The sequence below is a fragment of the Sphingomonas sp. GV3 genome (assembly GCF_031082075.1).
Classification (GTDB): Bacteria; Pseudomonadota; Alphaproteobacteria; order Sphingomonadales; family Sphingomonadaceae; genus Sphingomonas; species Sphingomonas beigongshangi.
This window is the reverse complement of sequence record NZ_JARWLE010000001.1, coordinates 725,237-747,097: the sequence shown is the minus strand read 5'-3', so window position 1 is coordinate 747,097 and position 21,861 is coordinate 725,237. Positions and strand designations below refer to the sequence as shown.

Below are 21,861 nucleotides of genomic sequence, written 5' to 3'. Positions count from 1 at the left end.
CAGTCCGATGCGTACCCTTACCCCCATCCAGATCGGCCCCGTGCGGATCGACCAACCTGTCGTGCTCGCGCCGATGACCGGCGTCACCGACATGCCCTTCCGCACGCTCGTCCGCCGCTATGGCTCGGGTCTCAACGTCACCGAGATGATCGCCAGTCAGGCCGCCATCCGCGAGACGCGCCAGTCCATACAGAAGGCGGCCTGGCACTTTTCGGAAGAGCCGGTCTCGATGCAGCTGGTCGGGTGCACCCCCTACGAAATGGGGGAGGCGGCCAAGCTCGCCGAGGATCGTGGGGCGGCCATCATCGACATCAACATGGGCTGCCCGGTCCGCAAGGTCACCAATGGTGACGCGGGATCGGCCCTGATGCGCGACCTGAAATTGGCCGCGGCGCTGATCGATGCCGTCGTCAACGCCGTTGCCGCGCCCGTGACGCTTAAGATGCGCATGGGTTGGTGCCACGACAGCCTGAACGCCCCGGAATTGTCGCGCATCGCGCAGGACCTCGGCGTCAAGCTGATCACCGTTCACGGCCGCACCCGCAACCAGATGTACAAGGGGCAGGCCGACTGGGCGTTCATTCGTCGGGTCAAGGATGCCGTCGACCTGCCGGTGATCGCCAATGGCGACATCTGCTCGATCGAGGATGCCGAGGCGGCGCTGGAGCAATCCGGCGCGGACGGCGTGATGATCGGCCGCGGCGCCTACGGCCGGCCGTGGCTGCTGGGGCAGGTGATGCACTGGTTCGCGACCGGAGAGCGGCGCGCCGATCCTGATATGGATGAGCAATATCGCATCATCGCCGAACATTACGAAGCGATGCTCGATCACTATGGCATCCATACCGGCGTCAACATGGCTCGCAAGCATATCGGCTGGTATACCAAGGGGCTGAATGGATCGGCCGAGTTCCGAAATGCCGTGAATCAGGAACCGGACGCGACCGTCGTCAAGCGCATGCTTGCCGACTTCTACGCGCCGTTCCGCGGTCAGCCCTCGCTGCGCGCTGCTCCGCTGTCAGAAGCGGCCTGACCTCTCTTGGCGGGTCGGCCGGGATTTGCCGATCTGTTCGCCGCCCTTCCGGTGGCGGTGCTGGTCGTCGACCCGGAGGCGCGCATCGCCCATGCCAACGCCCTGGCGGAGGGCCTGCTCAACCTTTCCGAGCGCGTGATGCGCGGCCAGCCGCTGACGGCGATCCTGCCGCCGCCGGAGGAGAACGGGCGCGACGGTCATGGCTTGGCCGTCTACGACGTCGACATCGCAACCCCGCGCGGACGCATCAGGGTCGACTATGCCGCGGCGATGCTCGCCGACTATCCCGGCTGGCGCGTGATATCCCTGCACGCCTCCGCGAGCACACGGGGCCTGGGCCATTCCGCTGGTCGCGCCGCCAGCGCCCGCGCGGCGAGCGGTGCCGCGGCGATGCTCGCGCACGAGATCAAGAACCCGCTGTCGGGCATCCGCGGTGCCGCCCAGTTGATCGGGGCAGGTGAACTGACGACCCTCATCGTCACCGAGGTCGACCGCATTGCCGCGCTGATCGACCGGATGCAGGATTTCAGCGACACGCGCCCGCTGCCCGTTCGTGCCGAAAACATCTATCCGCTGATCGCGCATGCGCGCCGCCTCGCGCTTGCCGGCTTCGCACGTGGCCTGACGATCGAGGAGCGCTTCGATCCATCACTGCCGCCGGCAATGGTCGATCGCGACGCGCTGCTGCAGATCCTCATCAACCTGCTCAAGAACGCGCAGGAAGCCACGCGCGACACGCGCCAGCCCCGTCTGGTCCTTACGACGGCCTATCGGCACGGCATGTCGGTCAGCGCCACGCCGGGCCGGCCACGCATACCCCTGCCGATCGAGATCTGCGTCATCGACAACGGGCCTGGCGCGCCGCCCGATATCGCGGACCATCTGTTCGATCCCTTCGTCTCCGGCCGTCCCGAGGGGCAGGGACTTGGCCTCGCGCTCGTCGACAAGCTGATGCGCGACATGGGCGGCATCGTACAATATGCCCGCGAAGGAACCCCGGAAATGACGACCCTGCGCCTGCTGCTGCCGAGGGCTGCCTCGTGACCCGCGCCGTCAACCGGATCCTCGTTGTCGACGACGACGCCGCGATCCGTACGGTCGTCAGCCAGGCGCTTCGTCGTGCGGGCCACGACGTGCAGACCGCCGAGACGCTTGCGCAACTCGACCGCATCCTGGCCACCCGCGTGCCGGACGTGCTCGTGACCGACGTCGTCCTGCCGGATGGCGACGGGATCGCCCGCGTTAAGGAGATCGGTGCCCGTCTGCCGCAGCTGCCGATCATCATCCTGTCGGCGCAGAATACGCTGACCACCGCGGTGCGTGCGAACGAGGTCGGCGCCTACGATTATCTGCCCAAGCCGTTCGACCTCGATGCGCTGACCGGCGCCGTCGCCGGCGCGCTGGCGCGGGGCGTTCCCTCGCCACAGGCCGATGCCGCCGAGGACCCGGCCTTGCCGCTGATCGGTCGATCCGCGGCGATGCAGGACGTCTATCGGATCATCGCCCGCGTCGTCTCGAACGATCTGACCGTCCTCATCTCGGGAGAATCCGGCACCGGCAAGGAACTAGTCGCGCGGGCCATCCACGACCTGGGTCATCGTCGCGACGCCCCCTTCGTCGCCATCAACATGGCCGCAATTCCCCGCGAACTGATCGAGGCGGAGCTTTTCGGGCACGAACGCGGCGCCTTCACCGGTGCCGGCCAGCGCAATGCCGGCCGGTTCGAACAGGCCGCGGGTGGAACCCTGTTCCTGGACGAGATCGGCGACATGCCGATCGAGGCACAGACGCGGCTGCTGCGGGTGCTCCAGTCGGGCGAGTTCACGACCGTCGGTGGCGCGCGCACCATGCGCGCGGACGTGCGCGTCGTCGCCGCGACCAACCGAGACCTTGCGGGCCAGGTTACGTCCGGTCACTTCCGCGAGGATCTGTATTACCGGCTCAACGTCGTGCCCGTCGCATTGCCGCCGCTGCGCGAACGGCGGCAGGATGTACCCTTGCTCGCCCGCCACTTCCTCGAAACGGCAGCCGCGCAGGGCCTGCCGCGTCGACGCCTGACCGACGAGGCCCAGGCCGCTCTGGCCGCCTATGATTGGCCGGGTAACGTGCGCGAACTGGAGAACCTGATGCGGCGGCTTGCCGCGCTGGCGCGCGACGAGGTGATCGACGTCTTCGCAATTCGCGCGATGCTCGGCGCGCCGATCGAGGCTGGCGAGCGCGCGGTTCCGGAGATCGCGGCGGCGGTGCAACATCTGATCGAACGGATCGCACGCGAACGGCCCGACGCTCTCGATGACGGCACGCTGTACGACCGCGTCATCAGCGAGGTCGAACGTCCATTGATCGAGTCGATGCTCGCCCGCCACCATGGCAACCAGTTGCGCGCAGCCCGCGCCCTGGGACTGAATCGCAACACATTACGGAAGCGTCTCGACACGCTGGGCATTCAGGCCAAGAGCGAGGATTGACGCGATATTTTTTCGGCCGACGGCTTGGCGTCGCGTGACGAACTGAATCCGGTCAGAAAAGATTGTGGTTTCCGTGCAACAATGTGCGTTGTACACCGTCGGAGATGACCGCGTCACCGACGCCCTCTTTTGTTCCCCCAACGGAGCGGCGCTGGCTGCGCATCACGCCGGCCGTCGAGATGGCTGCAATCGGCGCGGCAGTGCTGGTTGTGCTGGTGACGTGGCGGTTGATTGCCGGCACCAAGTCGGAGGATTCTCTGCTGAGTCCGCCTGTTGCGGCGACGCTGCTGATGGCGAATCTAATGTGGGCCGTCCTGCTGATCGCGCTCGTCGGCCGAAGGGTTGCATTACGGCGGACGGCAGCGACCGGCCTTGCCGGGGGAGGGCGCCTTCACGTACGGCTTGTCGCGATCTTCTCATTGATGGCCAGTGTTCCCATCATCCTGGCGGTGGTCGCGGCCTCGGTGATGTTCCAGTCGGGAATCCAATTCTGGGGGTCCGAACGCGCCCGCGGCGCCTTCAACGCAACGATCGCGCTCGCGAAACAGGGGCAGGATTTGGTCATCGCTCGCTGGACTGGCGAGGCCCGCCGTATGGCGGAGGATATCCGTTCCGAATTTCCGTCGATCCCCAAGAACGATCCCGCGCTCGAAGGGATGCTGCTGCGCCAGACCTATAACCGTAATCTCTATCAGGCGCTGATCTTCCGGGTCGTGGAGGGCAGCAAGGTCGAGCCGCTATATGGCTATGAGGTGCCGCCGCCGCGCCTATTTGGGCAGCGCGTCACCGGCCGTGACCTCAACCGCCTGACCGACCAGCAAAGCTTCACCAATTTCGATAGCCAGGTGCTCTGGGTGGTGACGCCAATCGACCGCGCTCGAAACACTTTTCTGTATGTAGCCACCCCCAATAATGTCGAATTCTTAAACAACCAATCGCAGGCTGCAACGCAGCAGCTCGCCGCCTACGACAGCCTTCAGACGCGCGCTCGCACCTTGCAACTGCGCTTCAACCTTGCCCTGTTCGGGGTCGCGCTTCTTATCGTTGGCCTGGCGACTTGGATCGCGCTCCGCGTAGCGGACTGGCTTGCCAAGCCCGTCGGTGAATTGGTGACGGCCGCGGATCGGGTTGCGGGCGGCGACCTTAAGTCGCGCGTGGCAGCGCCACGCACGGCCGACGAAATTGGCATGCTCGCCAACGCCTTCAACCGCATGACGGAGCGGCTAGGAGAACAAACCAACGCTCTGGTCGAAGCGAACGAGGCCGCGGAAACCCGTCGGGCGCTGATTGAGGCGGTCATGGCTGGGGTATCGGCCGGTGTCGTCGCGACTGCGCCGGACGGCGTGATCCGCATTTCAAATCATTCCGCGACCGAGCTCCTTGGGGCGGAGGGGCACGGTCTTGTCGGTCGCATGCTCGTGAACGCCGCGCCGGAACTCGCCGATTTCGTCGCGTCGGGCGAGCGGGAGGCTATCGTGCAGATCGCGCGCCCCGGAGAGCCGCGGACACTCGCGGTCCGCATCGCGCGTACCGACTCCGGCCCCATCCTGACCTTCGATGACATCACCCAGCAACTTCTCGATCAGCGTCGTGCCGCCTGGTCCGACGTCGCGCGTCGTATCGCACACGAGATCAAGAACCCACTGACGCCGATCCAGCTTGCCGCGGAGCGGTTGCAACGCCGCTACGGCAGCAAGATCGATGCCGAGGATACGACCTTCGCCAGGTTGACCGACACGATCGTCCGGCAGGTCGGCGACCTGCGCCGGATGGTCGACGAATTCTCGTCGTTCGCGCGCATGCCGAAGCCCGTCTTCCGCGAGGAATCGGCAGTCGACATCGGTCGCCAGGCGCTGTTCCTGCACGAGGTTGCGCATCCTGGCATCCGGTTCGCCTTCGATCATCCCGCGACGATGCCGACGTTGGTGTGCGACCGGCGCCAGTTGAGCCAGGCGCTGGTGAATATCGTCAAGAATGCGGTCGAGGCGATCGAAAGCAAGGGTGTCCCGGGCGGAACCGTGACCATGCGGATGCGCGAGGACGGCGAGGTCCTGACTATCGAGGTCGAGGACACGGGTATCGGCCTGCCGCCGGAGCGTGACCGTATCGTCGAGCCCTATGTGACGACGCGCGCGCGTGGCACCGGGCTGGGACTGGCGATCGTCAAGAAGATCGTCGAGGAACATCACGGCACCATGGTTTTCGCCGACCGGGAGGGTGGCGGCACCATCGTGCGGATGGCATTCGACACGGGGGCACTGCGGCGCCTCGATCAGGGCGCCGATGCGCCCGTGCCGGCAACGGGGGGCCGGTTTTCCGTTTTAACTCAATCCGATCGGATCTAATCCATGGCGCTCGACATCCTCGTCGTCGACGACGAATTCGACATCCGCGAGCTGGTCGCCGGCGTCCTGGAGGACGAAGGCTATGAAACGCGGGTCGCCGCCAACAGCGACGCGGCGCTGGAGGCCATCGCCATGCGCCGTCCTTCGCTGGTCCTGCTGGACGTATGGTTGCAGGGATCGCGGCTCGACGGGCTGGATTTGCTCGACGAAATCAAGCGGCGCGATCCGTCGATCCCGGTCCTCGTCATATCCGGCCACGGCAATCTCGACACGGCCGTCGCCGCGATCCGGCGCGGCGCATCGGACTTCATCGAGAAGCCGTTCGAGGCGGAGCGGCTGCTGCTGCTCGTCGCACGCGCGACCGAGACGGAGCGGCTGCGGCGCGAGGTCGCGTCGCTGCGTGCGACCGTCGGGCGGGAAACCGATCTGACCGGCAGCTCGGGCGCGATCAACGGCGTGCGCGCGACGTTGAAGCGCGTCGCCGCCACCGGCAGCCGGGTGCTGATCATGGGGCCGGCGGGGGTGGGCAAGGAGATCGCGGCGCGCCTGCTCCATGGGTGGAGCAATCGCGCCGACGCGCCCTTCGTCATCGTCAGCGCCGCCCGCATGACGCCCGAACGGGTCGAGGAAGAATTGTTCGGCGTGGAGGAGGGGGGGGATCTCGTCCGCCCCGGGCTTCTCGAACAGGCGCACGGCGGGACTTTGTTCCTCGACGAGATCGCCGATATGCCTGTCGCGACGCAGGCACGTATCCTGCGCGTACTGACCGATCAGAGCTTCAGCCGGATCGGCGGCACCCGTATCGTCAAGGTCGATGTCCGCGTCGTCTCCGCCACATCGCGCGACCTGACGCAGGAGATTGCCGGCGGCCGGTTTCGCGAGGATTTGTATTACCGCCTCAATGTCGTACCGGTCAGCATTCCCGCGCTGTCGGACCGCCGCGAGGACATACCCGCGCTCGTCGAGCATTTCATCGCCCATTACGCCTCCGAGCGGCGCGTGCCGACGCCCGAGATCGCACCCGATGCGATGGTCGCCCTGCAATCCTATGATTGGCCAGGCAATGTCCGCCAGCTTCGCAACGTCGTCGAGCGCACGATCATCCTCGCGCCCGGCGACCGTATCGGCCGGATCGATCTCGACCTGCTGCCGGCGGAGGTGCTTGGCGACCAGGGCGATCTGGGCGGTGGTGGCGGCGCTATCATGGGAGCGCCGCTACGCGAGGCCCGCGAGACGTTCGAACGCGAATATCTGCGCGTCCAGATCCGTCGCTTCTCCGGCAACATCAGTCGCACGGCAAGCTTCATCGGCATGGAACGCTCGGCATTGCACCGCAAGCTGAAGCTGTTGGGCATCACCGACCTGCGCGAGGATTGATCGCGGGTGGACGCGAGCGGTCGGCGTTCATAGATAGGGGCGTCGCCCGCGCAGGGCGGCATCCGACGCCGGGAAACGGCGCGACAGCGGGCGAACGTCCCGCCAATAACACGAAGGGCTGACTTCATGGCCGACAAGCAAGGGTCTTTGCAGGACCTGTTTCTCAACGCACTTCGCCGCTCCAAGACCCCGGTGACCATGTTCCTGGTCAAGGGCGTCAAGCTGCAGGGTATCGTCACCTGGTTCGATAATTTTTCGGTGCTGCTGCGCCGCGACGGTCAATCGCAGCTGATCTACAAACACGCGATTTCGACGATCATGCCATCGGGTCCGATGGATGTCGCCGCTATCGTCGAATCGGTCGGCGAAGCGCAGCGCAAGCAGCCGTTGCTGCAGGAAATCTTCCTCAATGCCGTGCGCAAGGCGGAAGACCCCGTCACCATGTTCCTGATTAACGGCGTGATGTTGCAGGGCCAGATCGCTGGTTTTGACCTGTTTTGCATGCTTCTCCAGCGCGAAGGCATGGCACAGCTCGTGTACAAGCATGCCGTATCGACCATTCAGCCGTCGCGTCCGCTCAATCTCGCGGATGAGGGTGAAGACGGCGAGTGAGCACCGGCTTCAACCGCGACCGTGACGAGTTCGCCCGCGGCGGTCGAGCGCTGGTGGTCCTGCCGGATCAGGGCGACGCGCACCGTGACGCGGACGCGCGGCTTGAGGAAACCGCCGGCCTGGCCGCCGCGATCGGCCTCGTCGTGGCCGACCGGATTGCACTGCGCGTCCGGCAGCCGAAGCCGGCGACGCTCATCGGCAGCGGCCAGGTCGAGCAGCTCGCGGTGCAGGTTCAGCAGGATCAGGCGGATCTCGTCGTATTCGATGCCAGCCTGACGCCCGTCCAGCAGCGTAATCTGGAAACCGGCCTCGGAGCGAAGGTCATCGACCGGACGGGGCTGATCCTTGAGATCTTCGGCGAGCGCGCCGCGACGGCCGAAGGGCGGTTACAGGTCGAACTCGCGCATCTCGATTACCAGGCGGGCCGGCTGGTGCGGAGCTGGACCCACCTCGAACGGCAACGCGGTGGCTTCGGCTTCCTCGGCGGGCCGGGTGAAACGCAGATCGAGGCGGATCGCCGCCTGATCCGCGACCGTATGGCGCGGCTTCGTCGGGAACTCGAACAGGTAAGCCGCACGCGCGGCCTCCATCGCGAACGCCGTCAGCGCGCGCCCTGGCCGGTCATCGCCTTGGTGGGGTACACGAACGCGGGCAAGTCGACGCTGTTCAACCGGCTGACCGGCGCGCACGTGATGGCCGAGAATCTGCTGTTCGCGACGCTCGATCCCACGTTGCGCCAGATCTCGCTGCCTGGAATCGACAAGGCCATCCTCTCGGACACCGTCGGTTTCGTGTCCGACCTGCCGACACAGCTCGTCGCGGCGTTCAAGGCGACCCTGGAGGAAGTGGTGTCGGCTGACCTGCTGATCCACGTCCGCGACATCGCGCATCCCGACAGCGAGGCGCAACGCGCCGATGTCGAGGCGGTGCTGGCGGAGATCGGTGTCAGCGACGCGACGCCGCGGTTCGAGGCGTGGAACAAGCTCGACCTGCTCGACGAAGACGCGCGCACGGCCATGATGGGCGAGGTGGTTCGACGTGACGACGTCGTGGCGATTTCGGCGCTGACCGGGGAGGGGGTGGACACCCTCGTCACCGAAGTGGCGGCCAAGTTGACGGCGGGACATCGGCGCTACTGGATAACGCTCGATGCCGCCGACGGCGCAGGGGCGGCCTGGTTGCACGCCCATGGCGAAGTGCTCGGTCAGCATGGCGAGGGCCTCCAGACGCAATATGAGGTGCGGCTGGCCGAACGGGACTACGAGCGCTTCCTACAGCGCGGGTAGCGTCTCGGTCTTCGCCGCCTGCCACAGCGCCTCCTTCGCTTCGAGGCTCAGCGACGAGAAGCCTTCGCCGCCCGTGATCTCGATCGCCCGAAACCGTCGTTCGAACTTGGCGTTGCCGCGCCGCAGCGCCGCTTCGGGATCGACGCCGAGGTGGCGCGCCCAATTGACGACCGCGAACAGCAGGTCGCCGATCTCGTCCTCCTGCGCATCCGCGCTGTCCGCGGCCATGACCTCCTCGATCTCCTCGACGACCTTGGCACGCGAACCGTCGGCGTTCGGCCAGTCGAACCCCAGTCGCGCCGCACGCTTCTGCAGCTTTTCCGCCCGAAGGAGCGCGGGGAGTCCCGCCGCGACGCCATCCATCGCGCTCGTGGCGCCCTTGGCGGCGCGCTCGGCTGCCTTGACGTCCTCCCAACGGTGGTGGCCGCCGTCGGCGGCATCGGCGAAGATATGAGGGTGGCGTCGTTCCATCTTGTCGCTGATCGCCGCGACGACGTCGTTCAGATCGAACAGGCCGCGCTCTTCGGCGATGCGACTGTGAAAGACGACCTGTAGCAGCAAATCGCCGAGTTCGTCCCTGAGATCGCCCACATCGTCGCGCGCGATGGCGTCCGCCACCTCATAGGCTTCCTCGATCGTATAGGGCGCGATTGTCGACCACGTCTGAGCGACATCCCATTCGCAGCCTCGCTCCGGATCGCGAAGACGCGCCATGATCGCAACGAGCCTGCCGATATTCGCCTTGTCCGGTGTCACCGTGCCTCCAGCATCCGGTTGTCAGGCACGTCCTGTAGCGAGCCGGTTCGATCATTCAAAGGTCAGGAGGGGGCGTATCACCAGAACCAAAGGGATAATGATCAAAGATTGATAATATGTATTATGTTAAATTCTGTGGATGGTGGGGCTCGAGGATCAGCGTCCGCCCTTCCACGCGCCAGGACTTCAGCTTCGACAGGAAGTTCATGCCGAGCACGTCGGTGTCGCCGAAAGCCGGCGACACGACGACGCCCAGGTCGCGCGCGGTGATGTCGCCCAGGCGGATTGACCCGACGGTGGCGGTCTTTGCGCTGATCTGGCCATTGGCGGTGTTGATCACCATCGGGAACATCCCGGCCTCGACCTTCAGGCCGGCAGCGTTGGCGGTCCCGACGGACAGCGCGGTCACCGTCGCGCCGCTGTCGACCAGCATGCGGCGCTCGACGCCGTCGACGCGCACGCGAGCCCAGAAATGACCGTCGCCGCTCATGCGAATGCGCGTTTCCTTGCCGACCACCGTCTGGTCGTCGAGCTTGAGGACTGCCGCGATGCGCTGCAGATACGGATCGAACTTCTCACGCTCGTTCACGACCACCAGGGCAACCACGGCTATGAACGCCCAGCTCGCAAGGGAGATGACGACCCGCAGGATCGGCACGCGCCGTGCGATCAAGGCGGAAATCGGCAGGATCAGAAGTAGCAGATACAGAGCGGCATGCCCGCCCAGATCCGGTGTCATAGATGGAATTCCAGCCCGTCGTAGCCCGGCTCCACGCCGGCGGGCAGCGTCGCGCGGAGCGTGGCATAGTCCATGCTCTGATCCATATGTACAAAGGCTGACCGCCCCGGGCGCAGCGCCGTGATCCAGTCGAGGACCGTCGGCACGTCGGGATGCGTGGGATGCGGCGCGTAGCGCAGAGCGTCGACCACCCAGACATCCAGGCCGGCATAAAGCTCCTGCATTTGCGGCGTTAATTCATGAAAATCAGTCGCATAGCCGAGTGTCCTGCCGCCAGCTGAGAAGAGCAGCCCTGCGGAATGGATGTTGCCATGCGGCTGGTCGACGACAGAAATCGTCAAGCCGCCCAGCGTCATATGGTCGGGCAGCAGAGTCCCGTCGATCGTGGGCGGATAGCCCACGCGTCCCGCAAACGCATAGGTAAACCGATCGCGCAGCGCATCCAGCGTCTGCTGCCGTGCAAAGCCGGGAACCGGTCGGCCGGTCGCATGGAAGATCTGGCGGACATCGTCGATGCCGTGACAATGGTCGGCGTGATCATGCGTCCAGATGATCGCATCGACCGTGGCGACATCGGCGGCGAGAAGCTGTTCGCGAAGGTCTGGGCTGGTGTCGACGAGCACCCGCACACCCTCATGCTCGACGAGGAGAGACGCACGGGTGCGGCGGTTGCGCGGTTCTGCCGGGTCGCAGGCCCCCCAATCATTGCCGATCCGCGGCACGCCCGACGACGTGCCGGAGCCCAGGATGCGGACTTTCACCGCACCGCCTTCGAGAACAATGCGTAGAAATTGTCCGCGGTACGTGCAGCAAGGTCTTCGACCCGCTCACCGCGCAGCGTCGCGAGAAAGGCCGCCGTGTCCGCGACGAAGGCCGGTTCGCCCGGCTTGCCGCGATGCGGTACCGGCGCAAGGAAGGGAGCGTCGGTTTCGATGAGCAGCCGGTCGATCGGCAGCCTTGCCGCTGTGTCCTGGAGGTCGCGCGCGTTCTTGAACGTCACGATACCCGAAATGGAGATGTAGAGACCAAGCGCCATCGCGGCATCGGCAAAGGCGCCGCTAGCGGTGAAGCAATGGATGACTCCGGTATAGGCCCCCTGCTCCATTTCATCGCGTAGGATCGATAGTGTATCGTCCTCCGCATCGCGCGTGTGGACGATCAGCGGCAACCCCGTTTCCCGCGCGGCCGCGATATGCGCGCGAAAACTCGCTTGCTGGCGATCGCGATCGGAATGGTCATAGAAATAATCGAGACCGCTCTCGCCGATGCCGACGATGCGGGGATGCCGCGCACGCTCGACGAGCTTGGCGGTGTCGACATGGGGATGCTGATCGGCTTCGTGAGGATGGATGCCGACGGAGGCCCAGACGTCAGGTTCCCGCTCGGCCGTCGCGACGATATCGTCCCACTCGCGTTCGCGCGTCGCGATGTTCAGCATCACGCCGACCCCGCGACCGCGCGCGCGCGCCAGCACCGCCTCCTGATCCTCGATCAGGCCCTTGTAGTTGAGGTGGCAGTGGCTGTCGGCGAACATCATGCCTCCGCGGCGACCGGCAGTTCGAGGCGGGGGAAGACAGGCGTCGGTGGCGCGATCACGAAGCCTGCAGCAGCCTGGCGCGCATACCAGCCATCATCGTCGATCGCGGCATGATCGCGGGCCTCGGCGCCGATCTGATCGAGGACCTTGCCGGCCGAGTCTGGCACGACGGGTAGGATCGCGATGGCGAGCATCCGTATGGCACGGACCAGCGTGCGCAGCACGGCGTGCATCCGCTCCGGATCCGTCTTGCGCAAGGCCCAGGGCGCCTGCGCATCGATATATTGGTTGCAGGCGAAGACGCCGCGCATCCACGCTTCGATTCCCTGGCTCATCATCAGATCGTCGAACGCGGTGCGGAGCCCAGCGCAGGCGACGACGATCTCCTCGATCAGCATCGCATCCGCAGGATCGCCTCTGCCTTCCGCCGGCATCGTTCCGCCCAGATTCTTGACGATGAACGAAAGGGTACGTTGTGCGAGATTTCCGAAGCTGTTGGCGAGCTCAGCATTGACGCGCGTCACGATCGCGTCGGCCGAATAGCTGCCGTCCTGGCCGAAGCTGACTTCGCGCAGCAGGAAATAACGCACCGCATCTACCCCGAACGCGTCTATCAGCTCGTCGGGTCCGACCACGTTGCCCAAGGACTTGGACATCTTTTCGCCACGGTGCAGCAGGAACCCGTGGGCGAAGACCTGGCGCGGAAGCGGCAGGTTGGCCGACATCAGGAACGCCGGCCAATATACCGTGTGGAACCGCGTGATGTCCTTGCCGATCAGGTGCAGGTCCGCGGGCCAGTAGCGCGCCATCATCGCCGCGTCATCGGGATAGCCCGCGCCGGTCAGATAGTTGGTCAGCGCGTCGACCCAGACGTACATGACATGGCCCGGGCTGTCCGGCACCGGCACGCCCCAGTCGAAGCTGGTACGGGACACGGACAGGTCCGAAAGTCCCCCCTCGACGAAGCGGAGTACCTCATTTCGACGCGATTCCGGTCGGATGAAATCCGGGTTCGACGCATAGAGATCGAGCAGCGGCTGCTGATATTTCGACAGGCGGAAGAACCAGGTCTCCTCTGCCGTCCACTCCACCGGCGTACCCTGGGGGGAGAGCTTCTGCCCCCCCTCCCCGTCGACCAGTTCCTTTTCGTCGTAGAACGCCTCGTCGCGGACGGAATACCAGCCTTCGTAGCGATCGAGGTACAGGTCACCACTTGCCTGCATCGCCCGCCAGATCGTCTGGCTCGCGGTATAATGATCCGCTTCGACCGTGCGGATGAAACGATCGTAGCTGATATTAAGAGCGGAAGCCATGTCGCTGAAATACGCAGACATCTTATCAGCGAATGCCCTCGTTTCCATGCCTTGCGCGCGCGCGGTCTGGGCCATCTTGAGACCGTGCTCGTCCGTGCCGGTCTGGAAACGCACGTCGCGCCCCGCCTGTCGCTGGAAGCGGGCGATGGCATCGGCGGCGATCATCTCATAGGCGTGGCCGATATGCGGTCGCCCGTTGGGATAGTGGATCGCGGTGGTGATGTAATAGGGGTCGGCCATGTCGGCGTCCCTAGTCGATCGTCCCGGCGAGGTGAAGCCCGCGCCCTGCCGCGCCCGTCAGCGCAGCGTCGCGAGGATTCCGGCCATCTCAAAGACGGTTGCCTGCGGATCGAGCGACAGGCCGATCGCGGCGCCCGCCAGCTCGCGCGCTGCGGTCTGCGCGTCGAGCGCCGTCTTGAGGCGAGCGCCGGATCGGCGGTAGGCCTCGCGCGCGATTAGCGTCGGCACGCGCTCCAAAAACAGTTCGTAACGGCGCGCATTCGCCTTGCCGGCGAGTGCCTTGGCCAGAGCGGCCCGACGAGCGTTGCCGGGATCACCGTCCCCGGCGATCGCGACGATCGCATGATCGAGCGCCGCGACGTCAAGCCCGGCATGGCGGAGCGCACGGCCAGGTGCGCCCTCCCCCGTCGCGACCAGGGTCGCGATCTCGTCGCGATCCGCCTCCGGCAAGAGCCGGTCGAGCGCGCGCGCCATCGCGTCGTCGTCGAGTGGCCCGAAGCGCAGAACGCGACAGCGTGACCGGATCGTCGGCAGCAGGCGCCCGGGCGCGTGGCTGACCAGCAGGAAGATCGTGCCGACGGGAGGCTCCTCGAGGTTCTTGAGGAGCGCATTGGCGCCGCCGCGCTCCAGATCGTCGGCGGCATCGATGATGACGACGCGGCGCGCGCCCATAGATGGCGTAGTCGCGAACATCGGCTGCAGCGCACGCACCTGCGCGATGGTAATGCTGCGCGCGAGGTCCTGGTCCGGCTTCTCGGGATCCTTGAGCAGGCGCCGCAGGATGCGCAGGTCAGGATGCGAGCCCGCGTCCACCAGCGCCCGTGTGGGATGGTCCTCCGGCACCCCAAGCCCCGGCGGCAGGAGGCGCGCGCCGCTCGCCTCCGCCAGCATGCGCAGCGCAGCCGCCTCGGCGAAGCTCGCCTTGCCCACACCCTCGGGCCCGACCAGAAGCCAGGCGTGATGCAGCGTCCCGCCTTGCAGCGCCGCGAGGAAGGCGGCCTGCGCATCGGCGTTGCCGATCGGCAGCGCGCCCCCGCTCAAGACGCGATCAGCCGAACAGAGAGGTGAAGCCGGCCCAGGCGCGTCCGAAGAAGCCGGCCTCGCCGACATCCGAAGCGGCGACCAGCGGCAGCCGCTGTTCGGGCATGTCGGGCGACTGGACGACGAGGTCGGCGATATGCTGCCCCTGCTTGATCGGAGCGCGGACCGGGCCTTCGTAGACGACCTTGGCGCTCAGCTTCGGGGCCGCGCCGGAGGGCAGCGTCACCGTCAGCTGCTTGGGCGCGACGAGCCCGACCGTGCTGCGGCTGCCCATCTGCACCTCGGCGGTGCTGACCTCGCGTCCCGCGGCGACGACGGGCTTGGCCTGCCAGGCGCGGAAACCCCAATCCATGAAGCGGACCGACTCTTCGGCACGCCCGGTGTAGGTCGGCAGTCCGGCCACGACCATTACCAGCCGGCGGCCGTTCTGTTCGGCCGAGCCGGTGAAGCCGTAACCCGCCTCTTCGGTATGCCCGGTCTTCAGGCCGTCCGCGCCGGCGACGCGGCCGAGCAGCGGATCGCGGTTCGCCTGGGTAATGTCCGCGCCCGCGCCCAGGGTTTTGCCCCAGGTGAAGTTCGGCAGCGAGTAGAAGCGCTTGTAGAGATCAGGGAAATCCTTGATCGTAGCGGCCGCCAGATGCGCGAGGTCGCGGGCGGTGACATAGGTCGCGCCCCCGTCCGGCCAGCCGTTCGACGTGCCGAAATGACTGTTGGTCAGACCCAGGCGCTTGGCCGCGTCGTTCATCCGGTCGGTGAACGTCTGCTCCGTGCCGCTGATGCCTTCCGCAAGAACGACGCATGCGTCGTTGCCGGACAGCGTGACGATGCCCTTCAGCAAATTCTCGACGCTGACATTCTCGCCCGACGACAGGAACATCGTCGATCCCGCCTGCGGGCCGTGCCACTTCTGCCAGGTCTCCGGGCGCACCTGGAACGTCTGATCGAGCTTGAGTTCCCCCTTCTTGATCAGGTCGAACGCGACATACACGGTCATCATCTTGGCCATGGACGCGGGCGGCATCCGGCGGTCGGCATCGCGCTGGTACAGCACGGCGCCCGACGACAGGTCTTCCATATAGGCGATCGGCGCGGTTCCCTGGAACTGCGGCGCGGCGGCGATCGTCGGATTGGCGAGCAGGGCGACGAGAAGCGGAGCGGCAAGCAGCTTGTTCATGGGATGATCAGACGCTTTCGAAACGGATGACGAAACGGGCAGAAGACACTTCCATAAGCGGAGGATGCGATGACGTCATCCCTCGACGGCATCGGCGAGCAGGCCGACCGACAGCGCGTAGAAGTTGGAACAATTGTAATCCAGGATGACGCGGTAATTCCCGGTCAGCAGATAGGCGGTGCTGCCCGCTCCGTCCGGTTCGATGAGCGTTGCCAATACGCCGTCGGCGGGCCAGGCGCCGCGCTGCGGGACGATGCCGAGCGCGCGCCATTCGGCCATAGTCTTCCACCCGCTGTGACGCTCGAACACGCGCGGGCAGCGCGGCGAGACGAGACGATTGGTCAGCTGGGCGCGATCCAGGCTCTGCGGAACGTTGACGGCTAATCCCCACGGTTGCCCGGGACGCCAGCCGGCATTAGCGAAATAATTGCCGATCGACGCGAGCGTGTCGGCGGGACTGTTCCAGATATCGACCCGCCCGTCGCCATCGCCGTCGCGCCCCAGCCGCAGATAGACGGAGGGGAGGAATTGCGGATTGCCGGTCGCGCCGGCCCAACTGCCCTTCAATTGCTCGCGCGACACGCCGCGATCGAGCATCTTCAGTCCAGCGATAAACTCACCCGCGAAAAGATCGCGGCGGCGGCCCTCATAGGCGAGCGACGCCAGGCTGCGTAAGAGATCGAAATTGCCCGTATAGGCACCGTAATTCGTCTCATGCCCCCAGATGGCGACCATGATCGATTCGGGGACTCCCGTCTGCCGCTCGACCGACGCCAATCGGTAGCGTTGCGCAAGATAGGTCGCACGACCGCGCGCTATCCGGGCTGCGTCGACGTGGCTGCGCCGATAGGGCGCGAACGGCGGCGTGGCGGTACTTCCGGGATTGCCGGGCTGCGCGCGATCCAGTTCGATCGTCCGCTCGCTCAGGCTGAGCGTCGGAAACACCGAATCGATCGTCCCCGCGGTGACACCCGCCGCGGCCGCCTGCGCCTTCAGTTGCGGCAGATAGGCCTGGAACCCGGCTTCATCCTGGGCGCTCGCGGGCGAATCGCACATCAAGAGCGTCAAGCCCAGCAGGCACGACTGGAAACGGCGATGTGTTCGGAACCCCCACATGGTCATGCCGGTGCCACACCCTACCCCGCGGGTGAACCCCGAACCGTCGCGCCTCTTGCACGGTATAGCGCCAGCTTGGAGGGAGAACGCGGCGGTACTGACGAAGCCGAGCAGGCCAATGGCGAATTTGGCGGGTGGAGTGGGATTCGAACCCACGGAACGGTTCCCCGTTCGCCAGTTTTCAAGACTGGAGCCTTAAACCACTCGGCCATCCACCCAGGTGCCGGCGCGTGTCGCATCGGCGCGGATGGGACCGCGCCTGCCGGCCCGAGCCCGATGCCGGAGAACTGCCGGCCGTTCAAGACCCGTCGCGCCTTGCCGCGCCAGCCTGGAACCCCGATGTTGGGATCGTCGCGGCCGCCGCGCGCTTCGAGAGTGGGTCCATGAAGAAGATCGGTTTCCTGTCCTTCGGCCATTGGTCGCCCTCGCAACAATCGGCGACGCGGTCGGCGCAAGACGTGCTGCTGCAGTCGATCGATCTGGCGATTGCGGCGGAGGAACTCGGCGCGGACGGCGCCTACTTCCGCGTGCACCATTTCGCGCGGCAACTCGCCTCGCCCTTTCCGCTGCTCGCGGCCGTCGGTGCACGGACGCGGCGGATCGAGATCGGCACGGGCGTCATCGACATGCGCTACGAAAATCCGTTCTACATGGCCGAGGACGCAGGTGCCGCTGATCTGATCGCCGGTTCCCGCCTGCAGCTCGGCATCAGCCGTGGGTCGCCCGAGCAGGTGATCGATGGCTGGCGCTATTTCGGCTATGCGCCCGCGCCGGGAGAGACCGATGCGGATATGGGACGCCGACATGCCGAGGTTTTTCTTCAGATTCTCGGCGGCAAGGGTTTCGCGCAACCGAATCCGCGCCCGATGTTCGCCAATCCGCCGGGGCTGTTGCGTATCGAGCCCCATTCGGAGGGATTGCGCGACCGCATCTGGTGGGGCTCGGCGTCGGACGCGACCGCCGTTTGGGCGGCCCGTCAGGGGATGAACCTGCAAAGCTCGACGCTCAAGGCCGACGAAACGGGCGAGCCGTTCCATGTTCAGCAGGCACGGCAGATCCGGGCCTATCGGGAAGCCTGGCAGGCGGCAGGGCATAAGCACGCGCCGCGTGTGTCGGTTTCCCGATCCATCTTCCCGCTCGTGACGGATCAGGATCGCCAGTATTTCGGTGCCGACGGAACGCGCGATCAGATCGGCGTCATCGACGACATGCGCGCTATATTCGGCCGCTCCTACGCGGACGAACCCGACCGCCTCGTCGAACAGCTCCGCGCTGACGAGGCCATCGCCGAGGCCGACACGCTGTTGCTGACAGTGCCGAACCAGTTAGGCGTCACATATAACGCCCATGTTATCGAGGCCGTCCTTACCCACGTCGCCCCAGCGCTCGGCTGGCGTTAGGACGGGAATGGCACGGTGAGAATGCCGTATAAACAACAAAGGGGGCGCGAAGCCCCCTTTGCGTAAACGTCAGGTCGCCGACGCGCGTCTTGGGAACCCCGCCGCGCGACCTTCGACGATCTCAGTTGCTGTCGCTGCTGTCGGCAACGATGACGATGCCCGCAACCACGGCCGCCGCGGCGATGACCGCCACGATAATGCCGCCACCGGCGAGATCGTTCTTCTTGGCCGAGGCCGAGCCGGTGCGAACCGACTTGGCGACCGAGAGGCTGGCAGCCGGGTTGGCGGGCGCCGCAGCGGCCGGGGCAACCGCGAGCGTAGCCGCCGCAAGCGCCATCAGAGTCTTGGAAATCATAATACTCCCCTTCGATGGTGAGATCGCTCCATCGCAGATTCGAAACCAAATTCAAGGCCCGATGGCGAACAGATCCACTATAATCCGACAAGACGTGGCAGTCTTGAGGGCAAAAGAGGTACAAAAGTTAAACCCGAATGGTTGCAGATAAAGACGAGATCACGTCCCGCGGTGCGTTCCGTCAACCGGCGAAAGCGACAATTTCGTCGAGCGTAACGGACGTTACACCAAGCTGCGCAAGGTGAGCCAACATATCGTCCCACCATCGCCAGAACCGGCGCAAGTCCGCCGTATCCCGCACATAGGGGGTATGGCCAGGTACAAGCGAGGGCGAGTGAAACGAGAAGGCCAGCAGCGGGATGCCGGAATCGAGCGCGATCGAGACGGCATCACGCGCCGCGCGAATCGGCATGTCTTCGGGAGTCAGGGCGATTCGCTCAAGCAGCCGCGCGCGCGCAAGCATGGCCGGCAGCAATGGCAGCCCGCCCGCGGTGACGTGCAGCCACGACCCCCAGCGCCGCAATGCCCCGGTGAAGACGGTTGTCAGCGGCAGCTCGATCATGCCGTCGCGACGAAAGGCGCCATTCCCTAGTGCGCTGAAATTTGGGCCGCCGAAGGGAGAATAGTCGTAGCGGGCGCGCACCGACGTATCGATGCGATACCCACGTTCCGCGAGCAAGGAGAGCGTGTTCGGTCCGATCCCATAGCGTCCGGCGCGATAGGCGATCGGCCGTCGCGCCAGCGCCTCGTGCAAAAGGTTTGTGATGGCGTCGATCTTCGCCGCCTCCACATGCCGGGGAAGCGTTCCGGCGAAACTGTCGCCTACCGTCGGCGCCACAAAGGGTGGCGTGACCCAGGGATGGAGCTGCGCACCCAGCGAACAGGCGGGATCCGCAAGGATTCGGCGCAGCAGTTCGACCGCGTCGGGATCGGCGGCAACCGGGTGATCGACCATGCATGCCAGGCCGGCGCCAGCCTCCGCGAAACGACGATGCGCTGCCGGCAGCGCCTTCATCGCGGTAACCGAACGCGCGGCGCGATCCAGCGGACGCGACCAGTCGAATTCCTCCTCGACATCGACGAACACGACGAACCGGCGACCAAAGTCGTTCGGCCACCGCACCAAAGCATCAGCGACAGGTGGCGGAACCCGATACGACGAGCGCGGCGTCGCGGTCACGATCAGGGGGTCGCCTGCTCCATGCGCGCATGAACGACGGCCGGCAGCCGCAAAGTCAAGAGGTGTTCCCCGAAAGTCAGCGAGCCGCCCATTTCCCGCGCCAGGTTTCGCGCAAGCCGGAGGCCGAACCCGACGCCCAGCAGCGCGCCGGCGGCGTCGCTGCCATCACCTTCCTCGTCCAGAGTCAGCAGCGCATCTTCCACCTTGCCCGTTCCGAGCGCGATCGGACGGGCGAAGCACAGAGCCACCTCCCCGTCCGGCGCGGGCGCTTCCGCGATGTCGATCCGCTCGCCCGGGCTCGCCGACGCAGCGAGCGAGGCCAGAAGCCGGGATAGCAGCCGTTCCGCCGCCCGCTCGTCGATCGCGGCGATCTGATCCGCCGCCACGGGATGGATGTCGAACCCCGTCCGTCGGGACGAGGCAAGCGCCGCCAGATCATCGACGACGCGATCGATCAACGCCCCCAGGTCGACGGGTTGCGATCGCAGGTCCAGCGATCGCCCCTCGATGCGAGCGGCGGTATCGAGGTCCTCGATCGCCGCGATCAGGCGCATCGCCTCTTCCTGGATCGTCGAGGCATGACCCCGATAGACCTCGCTGACCGGACCCAGCAATTGCGCCTCGATAAGCTCAGCGAAGCCCGCGATCGCATTGGCGGGGGTGCGCAACTCGTGCACGAGCTGACGAAGGGATTCGGAAACCGCCCGGCGGGCTTGCGGCGTCGCATCCTCGTGGCCGCGCGGCCGGCGGCCGATGCCGACATATCCCGTGAAGCGTCCCGTCGCCGCATCGAATTGCGGCGCAGCCGCAACCCGCCAGGCCCCCGCCGCGTCGGACAGGCCCCCTATGTCGAGCCGGGCGGCGTTGAAGCGCTGGCGTTGACGGAACGCGCCGGCGATCACTGCGTCGACGGCAACCAAACCCTGCGGCACCGCCCGCGCGAGGGACACGCCGAGCAGCGGTCCGCGCGCGACACCATCCACTGCCCTGATCACGCCGCTGGCATCCGTTTCGAAGCGAAAGCTCGATGCGACGACGGGCGTCAGGGCGGCGGGTTCCGCCTCGTCCCGCTGTCGCTGGAAGGCGTCGATCCGCGCCACCACATCGGCGATATGGAATCCGCCATCGGGTGCGGGCGTGAGATCGATGGCGGGCTGTTCCTCGTCTTGCGCTGACGGTGGTTCGGCGACCGGCGGCGCCGATGCCGGCCGGAAGGCCGCGATCGGGACGACCGAGGCGACCTTTTCGGTCTCGCGCGCGGCGGGCGCCCCGCCCCCAACCGATGCGGTCGAATCCGAGGCAATGGAATCCGACGCGGTAGAATCCGGCAGGACGAAATCGACCGGCGCGAACGCTTCCAATCCACGGACCACGTCGCCCGGCAGGTCGCGTCGATGGCGCAGGATCGCCCGCGCTTCGGGACGGAGGATGGGCAGTATCGGTAACCACGCCTCCGCCGGTAGCTGCGCCGTTCGCAGGACGGGCGCAGACACCGAAAGATCGTCGAGCGCGAACAGGCGGACCAGCGCGGCAGGGGGCTGCGCGAACGCCAGGGCACGACCGCTGGCCGCCCGCACTTCAACGGGCACGGCGGCGCGCAAGGTCGTCAACCGTGCGATCGCCGCGGGATCGGGGGCGACGCGCCCGCGACCGATCAGGTCGACGAGCTGCCGCCACGCCGACTGCGCACCGAAGCCGCTCTCCATATCGCCGGAAAGCACGGTCTTGAGGCTGTCATCGAAACGCAAGCGGCGGCTACTCCTGCGCACCACGGCCGATGGTGACGCGCCCTCGTCCTACCCCCATGGATTCGCTGTGGGAACTGCCAATTACGCGCCGTCGCATAGTGGGACAATTGCGTTGCGCCGTAATATTATTATGTTTACAGG

At 66.1% G+C, this 21,861-nt stretch carries 19 protein-coding genes and 1 tRNA gene; 8 read left to right on the top strand and 12 right to left on the bottom strand.

The window, feature by feature from the left end; all coding sequences use genetic code 11:
• The first annotated feature begins 7 nt into the window (after positions 1 to 7).
• From dusB to hflX, 7 genes are all read left to right on the top strand, one after another.
• Positions 8 to 1,033, top strand: coding sequence for a tRNA dihydrouridine synthase DusB (gene dusB, locus RF701_RS03380; protein WP_308814083.1), 1,026 nt, complete (start codon positions 8 to 10; stop codon positions 1,031 to 1,033).
• A 6-nt stretch (positions 1,034 to 1,039) separates the two neighbouring features.
• Positions 1,040 to 2,077: an ATP-binding protein gene (locus RF701_RS03375; RefSeq protein ID WP_308814082.1), complete on the top strand. Its 1,038-nt coding sequence runs from the start codon at positions 1,040 to 1,042 to the stop codon at positions 2,075 to 2,077.
• Positions 2,074 to 3,501 carry a nitrogen regulation protein NR(I) gene (gene ntrC, locus RF701_RS03370; protein ID WP_308814081.1) on the top strand — a complete coding sequence of 476 codons (1,428 nt, stop codon included), beginning with the start codon at positions 2,074 to 2,076 and terminating at the stop codon, positions 3,499 to 3,501. The genes RF701_RS03375 and ntrC overlap by 4 nt, the downstream gene beginning before the upstream one ends.
• Positions 3,502 to 3,605: 104 nt before the next feature.
• Positions 3,606 to 5,846: an ATP-binding protein gene (locus RF701_RS03365; RefSeq protein WP_308814080.1), complete on the top strand. Its 2,241-nt coding sequence runs from the start codon at positions 3,606 to 3,608 to the stop codon at positions 5,844 to 5,846.
• Positions 5,847 to 5,849: 3 nt separating this feature from the next.
• Positions 5,850 to 7,223, top strand: a complete 1,374-nt coding sequence (locus RF701_RS03360) for a sigma-54 dependent transcriptional regulator (RefSeq protein WP_308814079.1) — start codon at positions 5,850 to 5,852, stop codon at positions 7,221 to 7,223.
• Positions 7,224 to 7,328: 105 nt separating this feature from the next.
• Positions 7,329 to 7,835, top strand: a complete 507-nt coding sequence (hfq, locus tag RF701_RS03355) for an RNA chaperone Hfq (RefSeq protein WP_308815606.1) — start codon at positions 7,329 to 7,331, stop codon at positions 7,833 to 7,835.
• Complete coding sequence (gene hflX, locus RF701_RS03350; RefSeq protein ID WP_203309941.1) at positions 7,832 to 9,121, top strand: GTPase HflX; 1,290 nt, start codon at positions 7,832 to 7,834, stop codon at positions 9,119 to 9,121. The genes hfq and hflX overlap by 4 nt, the downstream gene beginning before the upstream one ends.
• Here the strand turns inward: hflX and mazG are convergent.
• From mazG to RF701_RS03305, 9 genes are all read right to left on the bottom strand, one after another.
• A complete protein-coding gene (gene mazG / locus RF701_RS03345; protein WP_308814078.1) occupies positions 9,107 to 9,877 on the bottom strand; it encodes a nucleoside triphosphate pyrophosphohydrolase in 771 nt (256 codons plus the stop codon). The two genes, hflX and mazG, sit on opposite strands and share 15 nt — an antisense overlap.
• 121 nt (positions 9,878 to 9,998) lie before the next feature.
• On the bottom strand, positions 9,999 to 10,616 hold the full coding sequence (locus RF701_RS03340) for a TIGR02281 family clan AA aspartic protease (RefSeq protein WP_210358612.1): 618 nt from the start codon (positions 10,614 to 10,616) through the stop codon (positions 9,999 to 10,001).
• Complete coding sequence (locus tag RF701_RS03335; RefSeq protein ID WP_210358613.1) at positions 10,613 to 11,377, bottom strand: MBL fold metallo-hydrolase; 765 nt, start codon at positions 11,375 to 11,377, stop codon at positions 10,613 to 10,615. Before RF701_RS03335 ends, RF701_RS03340 begins: the two co-directional genes overlap by 4 nt.
• A complete protein-coding gene (locus RF701_RS03330) occupies positions 11,374 to 12,150 on the bottom strand; it encodes a TatD family hydrolase (protein WP_210358660.1) in 777 nt (258 codons plus the stop codon). The genes RF701_RS03335 and RF701_RS03330 overlap by 4 nt, the downstream gene beginning before the upstream one ends.
• Entirely contained in the window at positions 12,150 to 13,706 is a 1,557-nt protein-coding gene (gene metG, locus RF701_RS03325) for a methionine--tRNA ligase (protein ID WP_210358614.1), read from the bottom strand. The genes RF701_RS03330 and metG overlap by 1 nt, the downstream gene beginning before the upstream one ends.
• A gap of 57 nt (positions 13,707 to 13,763) precedes the next feature.
• Positions 13,764 to 14,747, bottom strand: coding sequence for an AAA family ATPase (locus RF701_RS03320; protein WP_308814077.1), 984 nt, complete (start codon positions 14,745 to 14,747; stop codon positions 13,764 to 13,766).
• 7 nt (positions 14,748 to 14,754) lie between these two features.
• Positions 14,755 to 15,921 (bottom strand): D-alanyl-D-alanine carboxypeptidase family protein, encoded by a 1,167-nt coding sequence (locus RF701_RS03315; RefSeq protein WP_210358616.1) that lies wholly within the window; start codon positions 15,919 to 15,921, stop codon positions 14,755 to 14,757.
• Positions 15,922 to 15,996: 75 nt separating this feature from the next.
• Complete coding sequence (locus tag RF701_RS03310) at positions 15,997 to 16,977, bottom strand: lytic transglycosylase domain-containing protein (protein WP_246848275.1); 981 nt, start codon at positions 16,975 to 16,977, stop codon at positions 15,997 to 15,999.
• Positions 16,978 to 17,165: 188 nt separating this feature from the next.
• Positions 17,166 to 17,255: transfer RNA gene (locus RF701_RS03305), tRNA-Ser, on the bottom strand.
• A 165-nt stretch (positions 17,256 to 17,420) separates the two neighbouring features.
• On the opposite strand from RF701_RS03305, the gene RF701_RS03300 reads away from it, so the two are divergent.
• Complete coding sequence (locus tag RF701_RS03300) at positions 17,421 to 18,437, top strand: LLM class flavin-dependent oxidoreductase (protein WP_210358617.1); 1,017 nt, start codon at positions 17,421 to 17,423, stop codon at positions 18,435 to 18,437.
• Positions 18,438 to 18,558: 121 nt separating this feature from the next.
• Here RF701_RS03300 and RF701_RS03295 read toward each other — a convergent pair whose 3' ends face one another.
• From RF701_RS03295 to RF701_RS03285, 3 genes are all read right to left on the bottom strand, one after another.
• Entirely contained in the window at positions 18,559 to 18,792 is a 234-nt protein-coding gene (locus tag RF701_RS03295; protein WP_308814076.1) for a hypothetical protein, read from the bottom strand.
• A 181-nt stretch (positions 18,793 to 18,973) separates the two neighbouring features.
• Positions 18,974 to 19,915, bottom strand: coding sequence for a WalW protein (locus tag RF701_RS03290; protein ID WP_308814075.1), 942 nt, complete (start codon positions 19,913 to 19,915; stop codon positions 18,974 to 18,976).
• A 59-nt stretch (positions 19,916 to 19,974) separates the two neighbouring features.
• Positions 19,975 to 21,720: a HAMP domain-containing sensor histidine kinase gene (locus tag RF701_RS03285; RefSeq protein WP_308814074.1), complete on the bottom strand. Its 1,746-nt coding sequence runs from the start codon at positions 21,718 to 21,720 to the stop codon at positions 19,975 to 19,977.
• Positions 21,721 to 21,861: the final 141 nt, after the last annotated feature.